This is a genomic window from Citrobacter gillenii (assembly GCF_013337685.1).
GTDB lineage: Bacteria > Pseudomonadota > Gammaproteobacteria > Enterobacterales > Enterobacteriaceae > Citrobacter > Citrobacter gillenii.
In genome coordinates, this window is record NZ_SUQN01000001.1 from 174,726 (window position 1) to 196,241 (window position 21,516).

Below are 21,516 nucleotides of genomic sequence, written 5' to 3' on the forward strand. Positions count from 1 at the left end.
ATTAATAAAGAAAGGATGTGAGATGAAATCGCTGCGTTTGATGTTATGCGCGATGCCGCTGGTACTGACTGGCTGCTCGACGCTCTCGTCGGTGAACTGGTCCGCCGCAAATCCGTGGAACTGGTTTGGTTCTTCGACGGAAGTCACCGAGCAGGGGGTGGGACAACTCACTGCTGCGACGCCGCTGGATGAGAAAGCCATTGCCGATGCGCTGGACGGAGATTATCGCCTGCGCAGCGGGATGAAGACCGACAACGGCAATGTGGTGCGCTTTTTTGAAGCAATGAAAGAAGATAAGTTGGCGATGGTGATCACTGGCGATGGGGGGACCATCAGCCGTATTGATGTACTGGACGGCGATATTGAGTCAGCGTCCGGTGCAGAAATCGGTACACCGTTTAGTGACCTTTACACCAAAGCGTTCGGTAATTGCCAGAAAGCGACCGGCGATGATAGTGCAGGTGTTGAGTGTAAAGCTGAGGGAAGTCAGCATATTAGCTACATTTTTTCCGGTGAGTGGAGCGGTCCTGAAGGCATAATGCCGTCTGACGATACGCTGAAAGACTGGAAAGTAAGCAAAATTATCTGGCGGCGTTAATTTGCGTCTGAACAAATCGACAGACTAAAAAAACAGGTAGAATAACGCCCATCAATGCCACGAGGTCGTGGCATCTTTTTTTCAGGAGGAACAATGTCTCAGGTTCAGAGTGGCATTTTGCCAGAACATTGCCGTGCGGCGATTTGGATTGAAGCCAATGTAAAAGGCGACGTTGAGGCTTTGCGCGCTGCCAGCAAAACATTTGCTGATAAGTTGGCGACCTTTGAAGCAAAATTCCCGGATGCACATCTGGGCGCGGTTGTGGCTTTCGGTAACAAAACCTGGCGCACGCTGAGCGGTGGCGTAGGGGCTGAAGAGTTAAAGGACTTTATCCCTTACGGTAAAGGTCTGGCCCCGGCAACGCAGTATGACGTGCTGATCCACATTCTTTCTCTGCGTCATGACGTGAATTTCTCTGTTGCGCAGGCGGCCATGGACGCCTTTGGTGATTGCATCGACGTGAAAGAAGAGATCCACGGTTTCCGTTGGGTCGAAGAGCGTGATCTGAGCGGCTTCGTTGATGGTACGGAAAACCCGGCCGGGGAAGAGACGCGTCGTGACGTTGCGGTTATCAAAGATGGCGTGGATGCGGGTGGTAGCTATGTGTTCGTGCAGCGCTGGGAGCACAACCTGAAGCAGCTGAACCGCATGAGCATCCACGATCAGGAAATGATGATTGGTCGCACCAAAGAAGCTAACGAAGAGATCGACGGCGACGATCGCCCGGCCACCTCTCACCTGAGCCGCGTAGATTTGAAAGAAGACGGTAAAGGGCTGAAAATTGTCCGCCAGAGCCTACCATACGGTACCGCCAGCGGTACGCACGGTCTGTACTTCTGCGCTTACTGCGCGCGCCTGCACAATATTGAGCAGCAACTGCTGAGCATGTTCGGCGACACCGACGGTAAACGTGACGCCATGCTGCGCTTCACCAAGCCGGTGACCGGCGGCTATTATTTTGCGCCATCGCTGGACCGCTTAATGGCGCTGTGAGAGTGAGTTGCCGGATGGTGGCATAACGCCTTCTCCGGCCTACACACTGGCGTAAAATACATCTCCCCGCACCGTCGGGGATTTTTTTTACCTGAAATTAACCTGATTTAGTGAGCCATTTCGCAGCACTGATTTGTTAATGCTGTATCTTCTGCGTGAATGAAGCGGATGCTTCATATTCAAAAGGAGAATATTGAAATGGGAAAACTCACGGGCAAAACAGCATTGATTACGGGCGCATCTCAGGGTATTGGCGAAGGGATCGCCAGAACATTTGCCCGCCACGGTGCGAACCTGATCTTGCTGGATATCTCCGATGAGATTGAAAAACTGGCGGATGAGCTTGTTGGACGCGGTCACCGTTGTACGGCAGTTCATGCGGACGTCAGAGATTTTGCTTCTGTCACGGCGGCGGTAAAACGCGCGAAGAACATTGAGGGCAAAATTGATATTCTTGTCAACAACGCAGGCGTATGCCGCCTCGGCAGCTTCCTTGAAATGAGCGATGAAGATCGCGACTTCCATATTGATATCAACATCAAAGGTGTCTGGAACGTGACGAAAGCCGTTCTGCCGGAGATGGTTGCTCGCAAGGATGGGCGCATTGTGATGATGTCATCCGTCACCGGCGATATGGTCGCCGATCCGGGGGAAACGGCCTATGCACTGTCAAAAGCCGCGATTATCGGCTTAACCAAATCGCTGGCGGTGGAATACGCGCAATCCGGCATCCGCGTTAATGCGATTTGCCCCGGCTATGTCCGTACGCCAATGGCGGAAAATATCGCGCGTCAGTCTAACCCGGACGATCCGGAATCAGTGTTAACTGAAATGGCAAAAGCCATTCCGCTGCGTCGCCTGGCGTGTCCGCTTGAAGTCGGTGAACTGGCGGCGTTCCTGGCGTCTGATGAATCCAGCTACTTAACCGGCACGCAGAACGTGATCGATGGCGGCAGTACCCTGCCAGAAAGCGTTAGCGTCGGCGTCTGAGTGATGCCTGTCTCCTCCCCGCGAACAGGGGAGGAGTTACCTCTTATTCTCTTTTCAACTTTCAAATCATCAAACGGTATATAAAACCGTTACTCCTTTTACTCCCGTTATAAATATGATGACCATAAGAAAGTCATTAAATTTATAAGGGTGCGCAATGGCCGTTAACTTACTGAAAAAAAGAACTCTGACGCTGGCGGCGCTGCTGCTGGTCGGTCAGGCGCAGGCAACAGAACTGCTGAACAGTTCCTATGATGTGTCTCGTGAGCTGTTTGCCGCCCTTAACCCGTCGTTTGAACAGCAATGGGCGCAGGATAACGGCGGTGACAAGCTGACGATTAAACAATCTCATGCCGGGTCATCAAAACAGGCGCTGGCGATTCTGCAGGGGCTGAAAGCCGACGTCGTCACCTATAACCAGGTCACTGATGTGCAGATTCTGCATGACAAAGGAAAGCTGATTCCGGCCGACTGGCAAAGCCGTCTGCCAAATAACAGCTCGCCGTTCTATTCCACAATGGGCTTCCTGGTGCGCAAAGGGAACCCGAAAAATATCCATGACTGGAATGACCTGGTGCGTTCTGACGTCAAACTGATCTTCCCAAACCCGAAAACCTCCGGTAACGCGCGCTATACCTATCTGGCGGCGTGGGGTGCGGCGGCAAAAGCGGACGGCGGCGATAAAGCTAAAACCGAACAGTTCATGACCCAGTTCCTGAAAAATGTTGAAGTCTTTGATACCGGCGGTCGCGGTGCCACCACCACCTTTGCGGAACGTGGGCTGGGCGACGTGCTGATCAGCTTCGAATCAGAAGTGAACAACATTCGTAAGCAGTATGAAGCGCAGGGTTTCGAGGTCGTTATTCCTAAGACCAATATCCTCGCCGAGTTCCCGGTGGCGTGGATCGATAAAAACGTGCAGGCCAATGGCACTGAGAAAGCGGCGAAAGCCTACCTGAACTGGCTGTACAGCCCGCAGGCGCAGACCATCATCACGGATTACTACTACCGTGTGAATAACCCGCAGGTGATGGACAAGCTGAAAGATAAATTCCCGCAGACCGAGTTGTTCCGCGTGGAAGATCAGTTTGGCGCATGGCCTGAGGTGATGAAAACGCACTTTGTCAGCGGCGGTGAGCTGGACAAACTGTTGGCGGCGGGGCGTAAGTAAATGTTTGCTGTTTCCTCCCGACGCGTGCTGCCCGGCTTTACCTTAAGCCTGGGCACCAGCTTACTGTTTGTCTGCCTGATATTGCTGCTGCCGCTCAGTGCGCTGGTGATGCAACTGGCGCAAATGAGCTGGGCGCAATACTGGGAAGTGATTACCAATCCGCAGGTGGTGGCTGCCTATAAGGTAACGCTGCTGTCCGCGTTTGTGGCCTCGATCTTTAACGGCGTGTTCGGCCTGCTGATGGCGTGGATCTTAACCCGCTATCGCTTTCCAGGTCGCACACTGCTGGATGCGTTAATGGACCTGCCGTTTGCGCTGCCTACGGCAGTGGCGGGCCTGACGCTGGCCTCGCTGTTTTCGGTTAATGGTTTTTACGGCGAGTGGCTGGCGAAACTGGATATTAAAGTAACCTACACCTGGCTCGGTATTGCGGTCGCCATGGCGTTTACCAGCATTCCGTTCGTAGTGCGTACCGTACAGCCGGTGCTGGAAGAGTTAGGCCCGGAGTATGAAGAAGCTGCGGAAACGCTCGGCGCCACGCGCTTGCAGAGCTTTCGTAAAGTGGTGCTGCCGGAATTATCTCCGGCGCTGGTTGCCGGGATCGCACTTTCGTTCACCCGCAGCCTGGGGGAATTTGGTGCGGTTATCTTCATCGCCGGGAACATCGCCTGGAAAACGGAAGTCACTTCGCTGATGATTTTTGTCCGCTTGCAGGAGTTTGACTATCCCGCCGCCAGCGCGATTGCGTCGGTGATCCTCGGGGCATCGCTGTTGCTGCTGTTTTCGATTAACACCCTGCAGAGTCGCTTTGGTCGACGCGTGGTAGGTCACTGATGGCAGAGATTACCCAATTGAAACGCTATGGCGCGCCCCGCATCAACTGGGGGAAATGGTTTCTGATCGGCACCGGTATGCTGGTCTCCGCGTTCATTTTGCTGGTGCCGATGATTTATATCTTCGTGCAGGCGTTCAGCAAGGGATTAATGCCGGTATTACAGAACCTGGCCGACCCGGACATGCTGCACGCCATTTGGCTAACGGTGCTGATTGCGCTGATCGCGGTACCGGTGAACCTGGTGTTTGGCGTGCTGCTGGCGTGGCTGGTCACGCGCTTTAACTTCCCCGGTCGCCAGTTGCTGCTGACGTTGCTGGATATCCCGTTTGCCGTGTCGCCAGTGGTCGCCGGTCTGGTCTATCTGCTGTTCTACGGTTCCAACGGCCCGCTCGGCGGCTGGCTGGATGAGCACAACCTACAGGTGATGTTCGCCTGGCCGGGAATGGTGCTGGTCACGGTCTTCGTCACCTGTCCGTTTGTGGTGCGTGAGCTGGTGCCGGTGATGTTGAGCCAGGGCAGCAATGAAGATGAGGCGGCTATTTTACTTGGCGCATCCGGCTGGCAGATGTTCCGCCGCGTGACCTTGCCAAACATTCGCTGGGCGCTGCTCTACGGCGTGGTGCTGACCAACGCCCGCGCGATTGGCGAGTTTGGCGCGGTATCGGTGGTGTCCGGCTCTATTCGCGGCGAAACCCTGTCGCTGCCTCTGCAGATTGAATTACTGGAGCAGGACTACAACACCGTCGGCTCCTTTACCGCTGCGGCGTTATTAACGCTGATGGCGATTGTTACCCTGTTTTTGAAGAGCATGTTGCAATGGCGTCTGGAGAACCAGGAAAAACGCGCGCAGCAGGAGGAAAATCATGAGCATTGAGATTGCCAATATTAAGAAGTCTTTTGGTCGCACCCAGGTGCTGAACGATATCTCACTGGATATTCCTTCAGGTCAGATGGTCGCGCTGCTGGGGCCGTCCGGTTCAGGAAAAACTACGCTGCTGCGCATTATTGCCGGGCTGGAGCATCAGTCCAGCGGACATATTCGCTTTCACGGTACGGACGTCAGTCGTCTGCACGCTCGCGAGCGTAAGGTGGGGTTTGTATTCCAGCACTACGCGCTGTTCCGGCATATGACCGTCTTCGACAATATCGCCTTTGGTCTGACGGTACTACCACGTCGCGAGCGTCCGAATGCGGCGGCGATCAAAGCAAAAGTCACCAAACTGCTGGAAATGGTACAGTTGGCCCATCTGGCAGAACGCTTCCCGGCGCAGCTTTCCGGTGGTCAAAAGCAGCGCGTGGCGCTGGCGCGTGCGCTGGCGGTAGAGCCGCAGATCCTGCTGCTCGACGAACCATTTGGCGCGCTTGATGCCCAGGTGCGTAAAGAATTGCGTCGCTGGCTGCGTCAGTTGCATGAAGAACTGAAATTCACCAGCGTGTTCGTTACCCACGATCAGGAAGAAGCGACGGAAGTGGCGGACCGCGTGGTGGTGATGAGTCAGGGTCATATCGAGCAGGCCGATGCGCCGGATCAGGTATGGCGTGAACCGGCCACCCGCTTTGTGCTGGAGTTTATGGGCGAAGTGAACCGCCTGCAGGGCACCGTACGCGGTGGGCAGTTCCACGTTGGCGCGCATCGCTGGCCGCTGGGATATACGCCCGCGTATCAGGGACCGGTCGATCTGTTCCTGCGTCCGTGGGAAGTCGATGTGAGCCGCCGTACCAGCCTCGATTCGCCGCTGCCGGTACAGGTGCTGGAAGCCAGTCCAAAAGGTCACTACACCCAATTAGTTGTCCAGCCACTGGGGTGGTATAACGAGCCGCTGACGGTGGTGATGCAGGGCGATAACCCCCCAAGCCGCGGTGAACGTCTGTTTGTGGGACTGCAAAATGCGCGTCTGTATAACGGTGAACAGCGGATTGAAACGCGTGAAACCGAACTTGCTCTGGCACAATCCGCCTGATAGGTTAATTCGCATAGTTATCGCCCGGTGGCGCTATGCTTACCGGGCCTACGGGCTAAATCATGACCTGTAGGCCGGGTAAGCGCAGCGCCACCCGGCATTTTATTGAGCAGAAAACGTGAACACATTAGAACAAACAATTGGCAATACGCCTCTGGTAAAACTGCAACGTCTGGCGCCGGATAACGGCAGTGAAATTTGGGTCAAGCTGGAAGGCAATAACCCGGCAGGGTCGGTAAAAGATCGTGCCGCGTTGTCGATGATTGTCGAAGCGGAAAAACGTGGAGAAATTAAGCCTGGTGATGTGCTGATCGAGGCGACCAGCGGCAATACCGGGATCGCGCTTGCGATGATTGCTGCGCTGAAAGGCTATCGTATGAAGCTGTTGATGCCGGACAACATGAGTCAGGAGCGTCGTGCCGCGATGCGCGCCTACGGTGCTGAGCTGATTCTGGTTAGCAAAGAGCAGGGCATGGAAGGGGCGCGCGACTTAGCCCTGGAGATGGCTCAGCGCGGTGAGGGCACGCTACTCGATCAGTTTAACAACCCTGATAATCCGTATGCGCATTACGCCACTACCGGGCCGGAGATCTGGCAGCAAACCTCAGGCCGTATCACTCATTTCGTTTCCAGTATGGGCACCACCGGCACCATTACCGGCGTGTCACGTTTTCTACGCGAGCAGGATAAACCCGTGACCATCGTCGGATTACAACCGGAAGAGGGCAGCAGTATTCCGGGGATACGTCGCTGGCCCGCGGAATATATGCCGGGGATTTTTAACGCTTCGCTGGTGGATGAAGTACTGGATATTCATCAGGACGACGCTGAGAAAACCATGCGTGAACTGGCGGTTCGCGAAGGTATTTTTTGTGGTGTGAGTTCCGGCGGCGCGGTAGCCGGTGCGCGCCGTATAGCAGAGCAAAATCCTGGTGCGGTTGTGGTGGCGATCGTTTGCGATCGCGGCGATCGCTATCTCTCGACCGGCGTGTTCGGTGAAGAGCATTTCAACCAGGGATTAGGGATCTAATTTGTAGGCCTGATAAGCGTAGCGCCATCAGGCAAACATACGACACGATCGCCGGATGATGACGTAAAGCGTGTTATCCGGCCTGCAATGTTCAATCGTTACGTTTTTCTACCAGCAAATCAAGGAACTGCCACAACTTCTCGTTCATCTGCTGGTAGTTCCATTCACGCATTTCTGTAACGGATCGAATAAACGGTTTACCTTTGGCATCCGCCAGTTCCTGCTCTGAGTGCTGGATCAGCCCTTCAACCGCTTCGGCAGTGAACTCCATATGGCACTGGAAACCATAGACAAAATTACCGTACTGCACAATTTGTCGTGGGCAACCCTCGCTGGTGGCAAGAACCGTAGCCTGATCGGTTAACCCCGGCATATCGTTATGCCAGTGCCCGACCATCAGCGGTGAACCGAAGTGGGCGATCAGCGGATGCGTTTTACCTGCGTCGGTCAACGTAATGGGGTAATGACCAATCTCTTTTTCCGGGCTTTGACACACTCTCGCCCCCAGAGCCTCACCGATCAGCTGCGAACCGAGACAAATACCGACTACAATCTTACGCGCCGCAATCGCCTGGTTGATCAGGTGCTGTTCAGCCTGAGCATCAAAATATGGGCACTCTGCCAGCGTGGTACGCGGTGATTGCGGGCCACCGAAGACCACCAGCATATCGAAACCGTCGGCACTGGCGGGAACGGACTCTCCGGCGTAAACGCGCGACCAGCTGATGGCGTAACCACGTTCTTCGGCCCATGGCAGATATGCGCCAGCAGATTCAAATGACTCATGAATAACAAAATGAACTCGCATGTATTCTCTCCGGTTAGCGCTTCAGCGGCTGATGAATATCAGCCGCCAGCCTGGTAATGTCGTGGTCGTCTAATGTTGACAGCGTAATACGCAGGCCGTGTGACGGCGCATTGATGCCAAATACTTCGCCTTCTCGTACCAGCCAGCCGGCTTTCGCCAACGCGAAAGCGAGCGACTGGCTGTGGGTCTGTAGCGGCAGCCACAGATTCAGACCATCGCCAGCGGCAAGTTCAATGCCCTGTTGCTGAAGGGCCTGGCTTAGCTTTTGTTGCTGAGAGGCGTAAAACTGCTGAGTCTGCACCAACGTGCGCTGATAGTTCTCATCACTCAGACAGGCGCAGGCCAAATCCTGCAACAGGTGGCTGACCCACTGACTGCCGGCGTTAAGCCGCAGACGCAGTTTTGCCGAGGTATCGGGATCGCTGGCAACGATGGCGAGGCGTAGATCCGGGCCTAATGTTTTTGACATCGAACGGATGACTGCCCAGTGTTTTGTCTGCGGCGCAATCACCGGATACAACGGGGATGCGGACAGCAGGGCAAAGTGATCGTCGATAATCACCAGCGTTTGCGGGTAACGTGACAGGATATCCTGCAACCGGGCGGCGCGGATAGCACTGAGGCTACAGCCGGTTGGATTGTGCGCGCGCGGGGTGATGATCACCGCCCGCGCTCCTTTCTGTAGCGCCAGCTCCAGCATGTCTGGCTGCATGCCTTCGCTGTCCACGCTGACCGGGCTTGCTGAGTACCCGGCATAACGCAGCATATTGATGCTGCTTAAAAAACAGGGATCTTCGACGGCGACGCTATCACCCGGCAGCAAATGGGCGCACAGTAGCCGTTCGATGGCATCAATGGCGCCGCTGGTAATATCAATTTCACCTGGGCCGGGCAGGACATCCTGCATCCATTGCGTCGCCCACGTCTTAAGCCCAGGGGAGACGACCTCGTCGCCATATAAGCGGGGGTGTTTATTTATTTTCGCGAAATAGTGACTCAGGTCGGGGAGGCGTGAAGGCGCAGGATTGCCGCCGGAAAGGTCGGTTAGCGGTGTATCCGGATTCCCCCCTTCCAGCGCAACGGGCGAGGATACGCCCTTGATTACCGTGCCGTTACGTCCCTGGCTAAGTGCCAGTCCGGTAGTGACCAGGCGTTTATAGGCCGCTGCGACAGTATTGCGATTAACGTTTAATACCGTTGCCAGATCCCTGACCGGCGGCAGCGTGTCTCCTGCGACAAGTGCGCCTGTAGTGATATGTTGACGAATACTGTCAAAAATTTCGTTAGCGGTTTTTCCGTCGATCATTATTGACCTATGACAAAATGAATTTTAGCATATGACGATAATAGTGAGGCATCAGCCCGCTGTCCAGCGAGAGGAGAGGTTTATGGAGCAGGAGAGTGAAATACAGTCAGTGCTCTTCGACGACAAGCATCGGGCGTTACAAACCGATATCGTCGCCGTCCAGTCACAGGTGGTGTATGGCAGCGTAGGCAACAGTATTGCCGTGCCGGCCATTAAAGCGCATGGGTTACGGGTGACGGCGGTACCGACGGTGCTGTTCAGTAACACCCCACATTATGAAACCTTTTATGGCGGGATTATCCCCGGCGACTGGTTTAATGGTTATCTCACTGCTTTACATGAGCGCGATGCCTTACGTGAACTCAAGGCGGTAACGACCGGCTATATGGGAAGCGCAGAGCAGATAGCGCTGCTCGCACGGTGGCTGGAAACCGTTCGCGCCGCGCATCCAGAGCTGTGTATTCTGGTCGATCCGGTGATGGGTGATATCGACAGCGGGATGTACGTGAAGGCCGAGATTCCGGAGGCGTACCGCACGCACCTGCTCCCGCTGGCGCAGGGCGTGACGCCGAACGTGTTTGAACTGCAAATGCTGAGTGGAAAACCGTGTCGCACGCTCGATGAGGCGATTTTGGCGGCAAAATCTCTGCTCACCGACACGCTGAAATGGGTGGTAATCACCAGTGCACCAGCTGATGTCGAGGAGGTGATCAACGTGGCGGTGGTGACGGCTGAAACGGTTGAGGTGTTAGCCCACCCGCGGGTGAAAACGGACCTCAAGGGAACCGGCGATCTGTTTTGCGCTGAACTGATAAGCGGTATCGTTGCAGGAAAAGCGCTTACCGCCGCCACACATGATGCTGCGCAGCGTGTGCTGGAAGTGATGACCTGGACCCACCTGTGCGGGTGTGATGAATTAATTCTGCCACCGGCAGGGGAGGCGCGATGAAGAGTTATCGGTTGGTGGTTCGCCAGCATGGACGTTTAGTGGGGTATTTCGATACCAGCGGCACCGAGGCGCTGGAAGATATCTGCGTCGCGCGCGCGATGTTTGGTATTGCCGGAGGATATGACTGTGAACTGCTGGTGGCGGATTCAGAAAGACGGGTGCTGGAAAGCGGGCCTGAAGGGATGAAAATTTTGATGCGAGAAGCGTGTTACCGCCCGATGACCTCGCAGATTTAATGCCGGATGGTGGCGTGAACGTCTTATCCGGCCTACGGTGAGAGTTTCTTTGTAGGCCGGATAAGCGCAGCGCCATCCGGTAAAGTGCTGCCTGATTGCCGGATGGCAGCGTAAACGCCTCATCCGGCCTACGCAGAATTACTTCTTGATGCGGATAACCGGGGTTTCGCCCACGGTCACGCTACCGGACAGTTTGATCAGTTCTTTGATTTCGTCCATGTTGGAGATAACAACCGGCGTCAGGGTAGACTTGGCTTTTTCTTCCAGCAGTGCCAGATCGAATTCAATAACCGGGTCGCCCACTTTAACGCGTTGACCTTCTTCAGCAATACGCTTGAAGCCTTCGCCTTTCAGTTCAACGGTATCAATACCGAAGTGAACGAACAGCTCAATGCCGCTATCAGATTCGATAGAGAACGCATGGTTGGTTTCAAAGATTTTGCCGATGGTGCCGTCTACAGGGGCAACCATTTTGTTACCGGTTGGTTTGATAGCGATGCCATCACCAACGATTTTTTCAGCAAAAACTACATCCGGCACGTCTTCGATGTTGACGATCTCGCCAGAGAGCGGAGCTATAATCTCAATAGTTCCGGTGTCTTTCTTATCATCAGAAACCAGAGATTTCAGTTTATCGAACAAACCCATGATCTTCTCCTAAGCAGTAAATTGGGCCGCATCTCGTGGATTAGCAGATTGTTTTTTCTTCAATGAACTTGTTAACCAGCGTCATTAACTCGTCCGTTGTCGGTTGAGCAAGAGCCTGCTCTGCTAACACCTTCGCATCTTCGAAGTTCGTGTTACGGATAATCTTCTTAATGCGCGGGATAGAAATGGCGCTCATAGAGAATTCGTCCAGACCCATCCCCAGCAACAGAAGTGTAGCACGTTCGTCGCCTGCAAGCTCACCACACATGCCGGTCCATTTGCCTTCAGCATGAGAAGCATCAATAACTTGCTTGATCAGCGTCAGAACAGATGGCGACATCGGTTGGTAAAGGTGGGAAATCATATCATTACCACGGTCAACTGCCAGGGTGTACTGCGTTAAATCATTGGTGCCGATACTAAAGAAGTCAACTTCTTTGGCTAAATGACGTGCAATGGTTGCCGCAGCCGGTGTTTCCACCATCACGCCAATCTCAATGGTTTCGTCAAATGCTTTGCCTTCGTCACGCAGTTCCTGTTTGTAGATTTCGATCTCTTTGCGCAGTGCGCGTACTTCTTCAACAGAGATGATCATCGGGAACATGATGCGCAGTTTGCCGAAAGCAGAAGCACGCAGGATGGCACGAACCTGGTCACGCAGGATCTCTTTACGGTCCAATGCGATACGAATAGCACGCCAGCCCAGGAACGGGTTTTCTTCTTTCGGGAAGTTCATGTACGGCAGCTCTTTATCGCCGCCAATGTCCATGGTACGCACGATGACCGCCTGCGAGCCACAGGCTTCAGCAACGGCTTTATACGCAGCAAACTGTTCTTCTTCAGTTGGCAGCGAGTCACGGTCCATAAACAGGAATTCGGTACGATACAGACCCACGCCTTCAGCGCCATTACGCTCAGCGCCTTCAACGTCACGCACGGTACCGATGTTGGCGCACACTTCAACCTGATGACCGTCCAGCGTGATAGCTGGCAGATCTTTCAGCTTAGCGAGTTCCGCTTTCTCGGTAGCAACTTGCTCCTGAACGGCGCGCAGTTGCTCAATAACGTCGTTGGTTGGATTGACGTAAACCAGATTGTTTACGGCATCCAGAATCAGATAGTCGTCGTTTTTCACCTGAGAGGTGACGCTGCCGGTACCCACGATGGCAGGCAGTTCCAGAGAACGCGCCATGATTGAGGTATGGGAAGTACGTCCACCCGCGTCAGTGATGAAACCCAGCACCTTATTCAGGTTCAGCTGTGCGGTTTCTGACGGTGTCAGATCGGCGGCAACCAGGATAACTTCGTCCTGAATAGCGCTCAGGTCAATAATTGCCAGACCCAGGATGTTACGCAGCAGGCGTTTACCGATGTCACGTACGTCAGCCGCACGTTCTTTCAGGTATTCATCATCCAGCTCTTCCAGAGCGGTGGCCTGACCTTCGATAATTTCATGCGCAGCTGCGTCAGCCGTCATGTGCTTATCTTTAATCAGGGCTATGATTTCCTGCTCCAGCTCCTCATCTTCGAGCAGCATGATATGCCCTTCAAAGATGGCTTCTTTTTCTTCACCGAACGTTTCACCAGCTTTGGTTTTGATCGCTTCCAGTTGCGCAGATGCCTTGGCACGACCGCTCAGAAAACGTTCAACTTCCTGATCAACCTTGTCGGCAGAAATTTTTTTCCGGTCAATGACGATTTCGTCTTCTTTCAGCAGCAGTGCTTTGCCGAAAGCGATACCCGGGGATGCTAAAATGCCTGAAATCATAACCCTACCTTACTTGTGACTGATATTGAAAAGAACTCGTTGAACTTACTCGAGTTCAGCCATCAGTTTAACCAGATGCTCAACTGCTTTCTGCTCGTCTTCGCCTTCTGCGGAAAGGGTAACAACGGTGCCCTGAGTCAGGCCCAGAGTCTGCAGTTTAAACAGGCTTTTGGCGCTAGCGCTTTTGCCGTTGGAAGTCACAGTAATTTCAGACGTAAAGCCTTTTGCTTCTTTAACGAACTGAGCAGCAGGGCGAGTATGCAGACCGTTCGGAGCGGTAATGGTAACTTCTTGCTGGAACATTATATTTCCCCAACTTATAGGTTTAGTGTTGTGGAACTAAAGTCTAGCCTGGCGGCTCAACTTTAGCCTGTATTGTTAGCGTCGACCTAAACAGGTCGCGACACAAAAGGAGTTCGGTGCAATCCGTTGCGGGCAACTTCTTGCCACTGACGTTTCTTTCGTCATTAAACATTATGCCGCGAAAGGAAGAATTGAACCAAATCATTAAATCGATTCAGCTCGCGCTTTTCCTGTAACGATTAATTTCGCGCATCAAAATAATTAGTTTGGTTAAATACCAGTTCCGGCGGGTTGAATCAATGCCAGGTGGGGTGAAACTTTGAAGCAGGCCACAAAAAAGCACCCAAAAGGGTGCTTTTTTACGCGTTTTTAACATGCTGGCATTACTGTTGCAGTTCTTTCTCAGTAAAGAGATCGGCAAACAGTGCAGTGCTCAGATAACGCTCACCCGATGACGGTAGAATAACCACTATATTCTTATTGGTAAAGGTTTCATCTTCCTGGAGTTTAAGCGCGGCAGCAACCGCGGCTCCTGAAGAGATTCCTGCCAGAATACCCTCTTCTTCCATCAAGCGACGCGCGGTAGAGATAGCCTCGTCGTTAGTGATGGCGACCACTTTATCAATCAGTTTCAGATCGAGGTTGCCCGGAATGAAACCAGCGCCAATGCCCTGAATTTTATGTGGGCCAGGCTTGAGTTCTTCACCCGCCAGCGCCTGAGCGATGACCGGAGAATCTGTCGGTTCCACGGCAACGGTGATCAAATCCGTTTTGCCTTTGGTCCCTTTGATATAACGGGAAACGCCGGTCAGCGTACCGCCGGTGCCAACGCCGGAGATAAACACATCCACCTGACCATCGGTGTCTTCCCAGATTTCCGGGCCGGTGGTTTTTTCGTGAATTTCCGGGTTAGCCGGGTTACTGAATTGCTGAAGCAGCAGGAATTTTTCCGGATTGCTGGCAACAATTTCTTCTGCTTTCTGAATCGCGCCCTTCATGCCTTTTGCGCCTTCAGTCAGCACCAGATTTGCACCCAGCGCTTTCAGCAGCTTACGACGCTCAATACTCATCGTTTCCGGCATCGTCAGGGTCAGCTTGTAACCGCGCGCGGCAGCAACGTAGGCCAGGGCAATACCGGTGTTACCGCTGGTCGGTTCAACCAGTTCAATACCCGGTTTCAGCACACCACGTTTTTCGGCATCCCAAATCATATTGGCACCAATACGGCATTTGACGCTAAAGCTCGGGTTGCGTGATTCTACCTTCGCCAGAATGCGTCCGTTACCGATACGGTTCAGTCGAACCAGCGGCGTATGACCGATAGTCAGCGAGTTGTCTTCAAAAATCTTACTCATGGCCTGTCCTTAACTGTATGAAATTGGGATACCGCATCAGCATACCTGTTGAGAAAGTATGGGGAAGTAAGGAAATCGCATATCTATATGCTGATGAGAAATAATGCCTTGCAGTATGGAATAAGAGCGGGCATAAGACGGCCCGCATTTACACATTTTTGCATTACTTCCATAACGCGTGCTTAGCACGATAGCAATCTACCCACATTGCGGTGGCACCGCAAACGGCAACCGGCATGATGAACATGTTGAGCACAGGGATCAGGGTGAACAGGCTGGTCAGCGCGCCAAACTGCATATTGGTGACTTTGCGCGTGCGCAGGGCGGTACGCATCTCTTTGAACGGCACTTTGTGGTTATCAAACGGGTAATCACAATATTGGATAGCCAGCATCCACGCGCTAAACAGGAACCACAGTACTGGCGCAACGGTCTGTCCAATGCCGGGGATAAAATAGAGCAGCAGCAGTACGACTGCGCGCGGAAGGTACCAGGCCAGCTTTTGCCATTCACGTTTCATAATACGCGGAACATCTTTCATAATACCGAGCACGCCGGTGTCGGGTGGCGTTGCGCCGGTCAGTCGTGCTTCCAGTTGTTCAGCCAGTAAGCCGTTAAACGGTGCCGCGATCCAGTTGGCAAGCGTGGAGAAAAAATAGCCAAATACCAGCAGCACGGAGAATGTCACAATGGGCCACAGCAAATAACTGAGCCACTGTAGCCAGTCCGGAACATGACTCATTAGAGCGGGTATCCAGCTATCCAGTTGGCTAAATAACCACCAGAACGCGCCCCCCATCAGCAAAATGTTCACCAGCAACGGCAGGAGAACAAAGCGACGGATCCCCGGTTGGCTGATGAGCTTCCATCCCTGAGTAAAATAATAAAAACCGCTGCGTGGTACACTTGCAGATGATGAAACCATAGTCGGGACATGCTCCTTGTGGTCTAAGTCCAGGTCAACTTCGCGTATATTACCGGGTTGTTGAGCGTTAGGCTGTTCAGAAATGTTCGAAAAAACAGCAAAAAGCACGATTTTATTCATCTTTATGCTGTGAAAGCCAAGAGTACACTTGCACTAGACGTAATCGGCAAATACTCTTAGTGAGTAAATGTTTGCCGTGGTGGCAAGGTGTTAGAACAACAGAGAATATAATGATGCAGGATTTGCGTCTGATATTAATCATTGTTGGCGCGATCGCCATAATCGCTTTACTGGTACATGGTTTCTGGACTAGCCGTAAAGAACGGTCTTCTATATTCCGCGATCGCCCACTGAAACGCATGAAGTCTAAACGTGATGACGAGGATTCTATCGGCGATAACGTCGAGGAAGACGAAGGCGTGGGCGAAGTCCGCGTACATCGTGTGAATCATGCTCCCGGCAGCGGTCAGGAACATGGTGTTCCTCCTCAGTCGCCGCAACACCAGTACCAGCCGCCTTATGCGTCTGCTCAGCCGCGTCAACCCGCGCAGCAGCCCGCTGAAGCGCCGGTACCGCCGCCGCATGTTCAGCCTGTGCAGCAGCCTGTACAACCGGTGTCGCATCAGCCTGTACCACAGCAGCCGATGCAGCACCAGCCGGTCGCGCCGCAAGTTCAGCAGCCGGTGCAGCATGCGCCACAGCCTGCACCGCAGGCCTTCCAGCCAGCCGAGCCTGTCGTTGAGCAACCGCAGCCAGAGCCGGTCGTTGAGCCAGCGCCCGTTGTGGAAAAACCGCAGCCTAAAGAAACGGTCATTATTATGAACGTGGCGGCACATCATGGCAGCGAACTCAATGGCGAAGTGCTGCTCAACAGCATTCAGCAGGCAGGCTTTAAATTTGGCGATATGAATATTTTCCATCGTCATCTGAGCCCCGATGGCAGCGGCCCGTCACTGTTCAGTCTGGCCAATATGGTGAATCCGGGGACATTCGACCCTGAGATGACCGGCGATTTCACTACGCCTGGCGTGACTATCTTTATGCAGGTGCCGTCCTACGGGGACGAGCTGCAAAACTTTAAGCTGATGCTGCAGTCAGCGCAGCACATCGCCGATGAAGTGGGTGGTGTGGTGCTCGACGATCAACGTCGCATGATGACGCCGCAGAAACTGCGCGAGTATCAGGACCGCATCCGCGACGTTATAGAATCTCACGCCTGATTGCCCTCTGGCGTGACATCTCCTTTCTGAACCCCCGCCTGTCGGGGGTTTTTTATCATTGATGGTGCGATATGGAATCAATCGAACAACAACTGACAGAACTGCGAACCACGCTTCGCCATCATGAGTATCTTTACCATGTGATGGACGCACCGGACATTCCCGATGCGGAATATGATCGCCTGATGCGCGAACTGCGTGAACTGGAAGCTCAGCACCCGGATCTGATTACGCCCGACTCGCCGACGCAACGCGTCGGTGCGGCTCCGCTGGCGTCCTTCAGTCAGATACGTCATGAAGTGCCGATGTTGTCGCTGGACAACGTATTTGATGAAGAGAGTTTTCTCGCGTTCAATAAACGCGTACAGGACCGACTGAAGAGTACGGATAAGCTGACCTGGTGCTGTGAACTGAAGCTGGACGGTCTGGCGGTAAGCATTCTGTATGAAAACGGCGTGCTGGTCAGCGCGGCAACGCGCGGTGATGGCACGACCGGTGAAGACATTACCTCGAATGTGCGTACCATTCGCGCGATCCCGCTTAAGCTGCGCGGCGACAATATTCCAACGCGTCTGGAAGTACGTGGCGAAGTTTTTTTGCCGCAGGCGGGTTTTGAAAAAATCAATGAAGACGCTCGTCGCACTGGCAATAAAGTGTTTGCTAACCCACGTAACGCGGCAGCCGGTTCATTACGCCAGCTCGATCCGCGTATCACGGCGAAGCGACCGCTGACCTTCTTCTGCTATGGCGTCGGCGTGCTGGAAGGGGGTGAACTGCCGGATACCCATTTGGGTCGTTTGCTGCAATTCAAAGCGTGGGGACTTCCGGTCAGCGACAGGGTCACGCTGTGCGACTCTCCGGAGGAAGTACTTGCTTACTATCATCAGGTTGAAGCAGACCGACCAACGCTCGGCTTCGACATTGACGGCGTGGTGATTAAGGTCAACTCGCTGGCGCTGCAGGAGCAACTGGGCTTTGTGGCCCGTGCGCCGCGCTGGGCGGTGGCGTTTAAGTTCCCGGCGCAGGAACAGATGACCTTTGTGCGCGACGTTGAGTTTCAGGTCGGACGTACCGGGGCGATTACGCCCGTCGCTCGCCTTGAACCGGTACAGGTAGCGGGGGTGCTGGTCAGTAACGCCACTCTGCACAACGCCGATGAAATCGATCGTCTGGGTTTACGCATTGGTGACAAGGTGGTGATTCGCCGCGCGGGTGATGTGATCCCGCAGGTGGTGAACGTGGTGCTTTCCGAGCGCCCCGAAGAGACGCGTGAAATCGTCTTCCCAACCCATTGCCCGGTGTGTGGTTCTGACGTTGAGCGTGTGGAAGGTGAAGTCGTTACCCGCTGCACCGGTGGTCTCATTTGCGGTGCACAGCGTAAAGAATCCCTCAAGCATTTTGTTTCGCGTCGGGCGCTGGATGTGGACGGCATGGGCGATAAGATTATCGATCAACTGGTCGAGAAAGAGTATGTCCATACGCCAGCCGATCTGTTCCAGTTAACGGCCGGTAAGTTGACGGGGCTGGATCGCATGGGGCCGAAGTCGGCACAAAACGTGGTCAATGCGCTGGAAAAAGCCAAACAAACCACGTTTGCCCGCTTTCTCTATGCGTTGGGTATCCGTGAAGTGGGCGAAGCCACGGCCGCAGGTCTGGCAAGCTATTTCGGTACGTTGGATGCGCTGGAAGCGGCGTCTATTGAGGAGCTACAAAAAGTCCCTGACGTCGGCATTGTGGTGGCCAATCACGTGTTTAACTTCTTTGCCGAAGAGAGCAACCGTGAGGTCATTGGCCAGCTACTGGCACAGGGCATTCACTGGCCTGCGCCGGTGGTCATCAACGCCGAAGAGATCGACAGCCCGTTTGCCGGGAAAACGGTGGTACTGACGGGAAGCCTGAGCCAGATGTCGCGCGATGACGCCAAAGCCCGGTTGACCGAACTGGGGGCGAAAGTGGCGGGCAGCGTGTCGAAGAAAACCGATCTGGTGATTGCCGGTGAAGCCGCAGGCTCCAAGCTTGCCAAAGCACAGGAGCTGGGTATCGCTGTGATTGATGAAGCGGAGATGATCCGCTTACTGGGCGCCTGAGATGGAAAAAGAGCAGCTGATTGACATCGCTAATACCGTCATGCCCTTTGGCAAATACAAAGGGCGTCGGTTGATTGATGTGCCGGAAGAGTATCTGCTGTGGTTTGCCCGTAAGGATGAATTTCCACCGGGCAAACTGGGCGAGCTGATGCAAATTACGTTGCTGATTAAAACCGAGGGGCTGACGCAGCTGGTACAGCCCCTAAAACGTCCGCTTTAAGCCTTTGCGGCGCGGCCTTCCTGCTGCGCCTGCAAGGCGTCAGTTTGTCGCTTATAGCGACGAGCCATCACCGCGCAGACCATCAGCTGGATTTGATGGAATATCATCAACGGCAGCACCATCATGCCGATCACCGACGTCGGGAACAGAATGTTTGCCATGGGGATCCCGTTCGCCAGGCTCTTTTTCGACCCGCAGAATACAATGGTGATTTCATCGGCCTTATTGAAACCGCATTTACGTGCTACAAAGACATTTATCCCGATCACAATAGCCAGCAGTACGACGCTGACTACCACGATAAACAACAGTGAACCTACCCCGACTTTGTGCCAGATCCCATTCACCACGGCTTCGCTGAAGGCAGAATAAACCACCAGCAGAATCGAAGACTGGTCCGTTTTAGCGATCCATTTTTTATGTTGTGACACCCAGTTACCAATCCACGGGCGTGAAAGATGCCCCAGCACGAACGGCAGCAGCAGCTGCAGCATGATTTTACCCACCTGCTCAAGGCTGCCTTCTGCGCCATGCATATTCATCACCAGACCGACCAACAACGGTGAGAGAAAAATACCCAACAGGCTGGAGGCGGAGGCAGAGCACACGGCGGCTGCCACGTTACCACCGGCCAGCGAGGTGAAGGCAATCGCCGACTGCACCGTGGCAGGCAAAATGCACAGATACAGGAAACCCGTGTACAGCATCGGATCGACGTTAACCGGTGCCCACCAGGCAAACAGCACGCCCAGCACCGGGAAGACGACAAAGGTGCTGCACATCACCCACAGATGCAACCGCCAGTGGCTACCGCCGGCAATAATGGCTTCTCGTGAGAGTTTGGCCCCATGCATAAAGAACAGCAGGGCAATCGCTGCGGTGGTTAACCCTTCAAAGAAAGGGACAAATCCACCCTCGGCGGGAAAAAAAGAAGCCAGTAACACAACGGTAATCAGCGTCAACGTGAACGGATCGAGGATACGAAAAAGTTTCATAAAAGCTCCTGGAATTCGGTCGTACTAGTTTGCGTTTTTCTGTTTGAGAAATAAAATTGATTTATTGCATCCATATATGAATTAAATCGATGAATTACTCTCTGCGTCAATTGCGTATTTTTGTCACCGTCGCTCGGGCTAAAAGCTTTAGTCGGGCGGGGGACATCATCGGCTTAAGCCAGTCGGCGGTGAGCCACAGCGTAAAAGAGCTGGAAGGGCAGACGGGCGTGCGCCTGTTGGACAGGACCACGCGAGAGGTGGTGCTTACCGACGCCGGACAACAGCTGGCAGCACGCCTTGAGCGTATCCTGGATGAGCTGCACAGCACGCTGCGCGAAGCCGGACAGGTTGGCACGCAGCTTACCGGTACAGTTCGTGTTGCGGCCAGCCAGACCATCTCTGCCCATCTTATTCCCCAGTGTATTGCCCAGAGTAATGTGCTTTATCCCGCGATCGATTTTGTCCTGCATGACAGGCCGCAGCAGTGGGTACTGGAAAGTATTCGTCAGGGGGAAGTGGATTTCGGCATTGTTATCGATCCGGGTGCGGCAACGGACCTGCAGTGTGAAGCGGTGCTGTCGGAACCCTTCCTGCTGCTGTGTCGGGAGGATCATCCTTTAGCCGAGCGGGAGTGGGTTAATTGGCAGGATCTCCTGCACGAACGTCTGGTGTTGCAGGATTACGCCTCTGGTAGCCGACCGCTGATTGATGCGGCACTGGCCCATTTCTCCATTGATGCCAACATTGTGCAGGAGATAGGCCACCCGGCAACGCTCTTTCCGATGGTCGAAGCGGGGATTGGTATCAGCGTACTGCCCGCGCTGGCGCTCCCCCTGCCGCAGGGCAGCCATTTGCAGGTCAAACGTCTGACGCCGGTGGTTGAACGACAGCTGATGCTGGCTCGACGTAAAAATCGCTCTTTATCGACCGCCGCTCAGGCATTGTGGGACGTCGTGCGCACACAGGCCAGTGAATTAACTGCCGGTCGTGCGCGGGATCCGCTGTATCAGTTATAAGCGCCCCCCATGCCATTTCCGGCAGGAGAATAATGTGAAGTTGGGCGGGTTTAGCGCAACTCATCAATACCGATTTACTATCGATCGACGGGAAAAACTGTA

General features: G+C 53.9%; 22 protein-coding genes. 14 read left to right on the top strand and 8 right to left on the bottom strand.

Annotation, left to right across the window (positions count from 1 at the left end; translation table 11 throughout):
- Positions 1 to 22: 22 nt before the first annotated feature.
- From FCH32_RS00740 to cysM, 8 genes are all read left to right on the top strand, one after another.
- Complete coding sequence (locus FCH32_RS00740) at positions 23 to 598, top strand: RpoE-regulated lipoprotein (protein ID WP_146716706.1); 576 nt, start codon at positions 23 to 25, stop codon at positions 596 to 598.
- A 93-nt stretch (positions 599 to 691) separates the two neighbouring features.
- The gene (yfeX, locus tag FCH32_RS00745) at positions 692 to 1,591 is read left to right on the top strand and encodes a porphyrinogen peroxidase (protein WP_096756243.1); all 900 of its coding nucleotides are present in this window, start codon (positions 692 to 694) and stop codon (positions 1,589 to 1,591) included.
- A 198-nt stretch (positions 1,592 to 1,789) separates the two neighbouring features.
- Entirely contained in the window at positions 1,790 to 2,581 is a 792-nt protein-coding gene (ucpA, locus tag FCH32_RS00750; RefSeq protein WP_096756244.1) for an SDR family oxidoreductase UcpA, read from the top strand.
- A 157-nt stretch (positions 2,582 to 2,738) separates the two neighbouring features.
- Positions 2,739 to 3,752, top strand: coding sequence for a thiosulfate/sulfate ABC transporter substrate-binding protein CysP (cysP, locus tag FCH32_RS00755; RefSeq protein WP_135911640.1), 1,014 nt, complete (start codon positions 2,739 to 2,741; stop codon positions 3,750 to 3,752).
- Positions 3,753 to 4,586 carry a sulfate/thiosulfate ABC transporter permease CysT gene (cysT, locus tag FCH32_RS00760; RefSeq protein ID WP_096756246.1) on the top strand — a complete coding sequence of 278 codons (834 nt, stop codon included), beginning with the start codon at positions 3,753 to 3,755 and terminating at the stop codon, positions 4,584 to 4,586.
- On the top strand, positions 4,586 to 5,461 hold the full coding sequence (gene cysW / locus FCH32_RS00765; protein ID WP_115257826.1) for a sulfate/thiosulfate ABC transporter permease CysW: 876 nt from the start codon (positions 4,586 to 4,588) through the stop codon (positions 5,459 to 5,461). The genes cysT and cysW overlap by 1 nt, the downstream gene beginning before the upstream one ends.
- Entirely contained in the window at positions 5,451 to 6,548 is a 1,098-nt protein-coding gene (gene cysA / locus FCH32_RS00770; RefSeq protein WP_096756248.1) for a sulfate/thiosulfate ABC transporter ATP-binding protein CysA, read from the top strand. The genes cysW and cysA overlap by 11 nt, the downstream gene beginning before the upstream one ends.
- A gap of 118 nt (positions 6,549 to 6,666) precedes the next feature.
- Positions 6,667 to 7,578 (top strand): cysteine synthase CysM, encoded by a 912-nt coding sequence (gene cysM, locus FCH32_RS00775; RefSeq protein ID WP_135911642.1) that lies wholly within the window; start codon positions 6,667 to 6,669, stop codon positions 7,576 to 7,578.
- Between the two features lie 91 nt (positions 7,579 to 7,669).
- On the opposite strand, the gene FCH32_RS00780 is transcribed toward cysM, so the two are convergent.
- Both FCH32_RS00780 and ptsJ read right to left on the bottom strand, forming a co-directional pair.
- A complete protein-coding gene (locus tag FCH32_RS00780) occupies positions 7,670 to 8,386 on the bottom strand; it encodes a type 1 glutamine amidotransferase (RefSeq protein WP_115257829.1) in 717 nt (238 codons plus the stop codon).
- Between the two features lie 13 nt (positions 8,387 to 8,399).
- Positions 8,400 to 9,692: a MocR-like B6 salvage transcription factor PtsJ gene (gene ptsJ, locus FCH32_RS00785; RefSeq protein WP_174360318.1), complete on the bottom strand. Its 1,293-nt coding sequence runs from the start codon at positions 9,690 to 9,692 to the stop codon at positions 8,400 to 8,402.
- Positions 9,693 to 9,774: 82 nt separating this feature from the next.
- Here ptsJ and pdxK point away from each other — a divergent pair, with 82 nt between their 5' ends.
- Together pdxK and FCH32_RS00795 are read left to right on the top strand one after the other, a co-directional pair.
- Positions 9,775 to 10,641 (top strand): pyridoxine/pyridoxal/pyridoxamine kinase, encoded by an 867-nt coding sequence (pdxK, locus tag FCH32_RS00790; protein WP_135911645.1) that lies wholly within the window; start codon positions 9,775 to 9,777, stop codon positions 10,639 to 10,641.
- Positions 10,638 to 10,877, top strand: coding sequence for a cytoplasmic protein (locus FCH32_RS00795; RefSeq protein WP_174360319.1), 240 nt, complete (start codon positions 10,638 to 10,640; stop codon positions 10,875 to 10,877). The genes pdxK and FCH32_RS00795 overlap by 4 nt, the downstream gene beginning before the upstream one ends.
- A gap of 138 nt (positions 10,878 to 11,015) precedes the next feature.
- On the opposite strand, the gene crr is transcribed toward FCH32_RS00795, so the two are convergent.
- The 5 genes from crr to cysZ form a co-directional block, all read right to left on the bottom strand.
- The gene (gene crr / locus FCH32_RS00800) at positions 11,016 to 11,525 is read right to left on the bottom strand and encodes a PTS glucose transporter subunit IIA (protein ID WP_049841435.1); all 510 of its coding nucleotides are present in this window, start codon (positions 11,523 to 11,525) and stop codon (positions 11,016 to 11,018) included.
- A gap of 40 nt (positions 11,526 to 11,565) precedes the next feature.
- The gene (gene ptsI / locus FCH32_RS00805) at positions 11,566 to 13,293 is read right to left on the bottom strand and encodes a phosphoenolpyruvate-protein phosphotransferase PtsI (protein ID WP_096756254.1); all 1,728 of its coding nucleotides are present in this window, start codon (positions 13,291 to 13,293) and stop codon (positions 11,566 to 11,568) included.
- A 45-nt stretch (positions 13,294 to 13,338) separates the two neighbouring features.
- Positions 13,339 to 13,596: a phosphocarrier protein Hpr gene (gene ptsH, locus FCH32_RS00810; RefSeq protein WP_002913505.1), complete on the bottom strand. Its 258-nt coding sequence runs from the start codon at positions 13,594 to 13,596 to the stop codon at positions 13,339 to 13,341.
- Between the two features lie 383 nt (positions 13,597 to 13,979).
- Positions 13,980 to 14,951: a cysteine synthase A gene (gene cysK / locus FCH32_RS00815; protein WP_135911646.1), complete on the bottom strand. Its 972-nt coding sequence runs from the start codon at positions 14,949 to 14,951 to the stop codon at positions 13,980 to 13,982.
- A 163-nt stretch (positions 14,952 to 15,114) separates the two neighbouring features.
- On the bottom strand, positions 15,115 to 15,876 hold the full coding sequence (gene cysZ / locus FCH32_RS00820; RefSeq protein ID WP_174360320.1) for a sulfate transporter CysZ: 762 nt from the start codon (positions 15,874 to 15,876) through the stop codon (positions 15,115 to 15,117).
- Positions 15,877 to 16,106: 230 nt separating this feature from the next.
- Between cysZ and zipA the strand changes: the two genes are divergently transcribed.
- From zipA to FCH32_RS00835, 3 genes are all read left to right on the top strand, one after another.
- Positions 16,107 to 17,096: a cell division protein ZipA gene (gene zipA, locus FCH32_RS00825; RefSeq protein ID WP_146716701.1), complete on the top strand. Its 990-nt coding sequence runs from the start codon at positions 16,107 to 16,109 to the stop codon at positions 17,094 to 17,096.
- 71 nt (positions 17,097 to 17,167) lie between these two features.
- Positions 17,168 to 19,183: an NAD-dependent DNA ligase LigA gene (gene ligA, locus FCH32_RS00830; protein WP_174360321.1), complete on the top strand. Its 2,016-nt coding sequence runs from the start codon at positions 17,168 to 17,170 to the stop codon at positions 19,181 to 19,183.
- 1 nt (position 19,184) lies between these two features.
- Positions 19,185 to 19,403, top strand: a complete 219-nt coding sequence (locus FCH32_RS00835; RefSeq protein WP_045445890.1) for a DUF3820 family protein — start codon at positions 19,185 to 19,187, stop codon at positions 19,401 to 19,403.
- Here the strand turns inward: FCH32_RS00835 and FCH32_RS00840 are convergent.
- Complete coding sequence (locus tag FCH32_RS00840) at positions 19,400 to 20,398, bottom strand: bile acid:sodium symporter family protein (RefSeq protein WP_115257837.1); 999 nt, start codon at positions 20,396 to 20,398, stop codon at positions 19,400 to 19,402. The two genes, FCH32_RS00835 and FCH32_RS00840, sit on opposite strands and share 4 nt — an antisense overlap.
- Before the next feature lie 89 nt (positions 20,399 to 20,487).
- On the opposite strand from FCH32_RS00840, the gene FCH32_RS00845 reads away from it, so the two are divergent.
- The gene (locus FCH32_RS00845; RefSeq protein WP_135911650.1) at positions 20,488 to 21,414 is read left to right on the top strand and encodes a LysR family transcriptional regulator; all 927 of its coding nucleotides are present in this window, start codon (positions 20,488 to 20,490) and stop codon (positions 21,412 to 21,414) included.
- The last annotated feature ends 102 nt before the right edge of the window (positions 21,415 to 21,516 follow it).

Excerpts from the sequence above, each read along its gene's own strand:
- FCH32_RS00845 (WP_135911650.1), top strand. The coding sequence starts at position 20,488 with ATGAATTACTCTCTGCGTCAATTGCGTATTTTTGTCACCGTCGCTCGG.
- cysW (WP_115257826.1), top strand. The coding sequence starts at position 4,586 with ATGGCAGAGATTACCCAATTGAAACGCTATGGCGCGCCCCGCATCAAC.
- cysA (WP_096756248.1), top strand. The coding sequence starts at position 5,451 with ATGAGCATTGAGATTGCCAATATTAAGAAGTCTTTTGGTCGCACCCAG.
- zipA (WP_146716701.1), top strand. The coding sequence starts at position 16,107 with ATGATGCAGGATTTGCGTCTGATATTAATCATTGTTGGCGCGATCGCC.
- FCH32_RS00795 (WP_174360319.1), top strand. The coding sequence starts at position 10,638 with ATGAAGAGTTATCGGTTGGTGGTTCGCCAGCATGGACGTTTAGTGGGG.
- cysK (WP_135911646.1), bottom strand. The coding sequence starts at position 14,951 with ATGAGTAAGATTTTTGAAGACAACTCGCTGACTATCGGTCATACGCCG.
- FCH32_RS00835 (WP_045445890.1), top strand. The coding sequence starts at position 19,185 with ATGGAAAAAGAGCAGCTGATTGACATCGCTAATACCGTCATGCCCTTT.
- ptsI (WP_096756254.1), bottom strand. The coding sequence starts at position 13,293 with ATGATTTCAGGCATTTTAGCATCCCCGGGTATCGCTTTCGGCAAAGCA.
- ptsH (WP_002913505.1), bottom strand. The coding sequence starts at position 13,596 with ATGTTCCAGCAAGAAGTTACCATTACCGCTCCGAACGGTCTGCATACT.
- crr (WP_049841435.1), bottom strand. The coding sequence starts at position 11,525 with ATGGGTTTGTTCGATAAACTGAAATCTCTGGTTTCTGATGATAAGAAA.
- FCH32_RS00780 (WP_115257829.1), bottom strand. The coding sequence starts at position 8,386 with ATGCGAGTTCATTTTGTTATTCATGAGTCATTTGAATCTGCTGGCGCA.
- yfeX (WP_096756243.1), top strand. The coding sequence starts at position 692 with ATGTCTCAGGTTCAGAGTGGCATTTTGCCAGAACATTGCCGTGCGGCG.
- pdxK (WP_135911645.1), top strand. The coding sequence starts at position 9,775 with ATGGAGCAGGAGAGTGAAATACAGTCAGTGCTCTTCGACGACAAGCAT.
- FCH32_RS00840 (WP_115257837.1), bottom strand. The coding sequence starts at position 20,398 with ATGAAACTTTTTCGTATCCTCGATCCGTTCACGTTGACGCTGATTACC.
- ucpA (WP_096756244.1), top strand. The coding sequence starts at position 1,790 with ATGGGAAAACTCACGGGCAAAACAGCATTGATTACGGGCGCATCTCAG.
- FCH32_RS00740 (WP_146716706.1), top strand. The coding sequence starts at position 23 with ATGAAATCGCTGCGTTTGATGTTATGCGCGATGCCGCTGGTACTGACT.
- cysP (WP_135911640.1), top strand. The coding sequence starts at position 2,739 with ATGGCCGTTAACTTACTGAAAAAAAGAACTCTGACGCTGGCGGCGCTG.
- ptsJ (WP_174360318.1), bottom strand. The coding sequence starts at position 9,692 with ATGATCGACGGAAAAACCGCTAACGAAATTTTTGACAGTATTCGTCAA.
- cysT (WP_096756246.1), top strand. The coding sequence starts at position 3,753 with ATGTTTGCTGTTTCCTCCCGACGCGTGCTGCCCGGCTTTACCTTAAGC.
- cysZ (WP_174360320.1), bottom strand. The coding sequence starts at position 15,876 with ATGGTTTCATCATCTGCAAGTGTACCACGCAGCGGTTTTTATTATTTT.
- ligA (WP_174360321.1), top strand. The coding sequence starts at position 17,168 with ATGGAATCAATCGAACAACAACTGACAGAACTGCGAACCACGCTTCGC.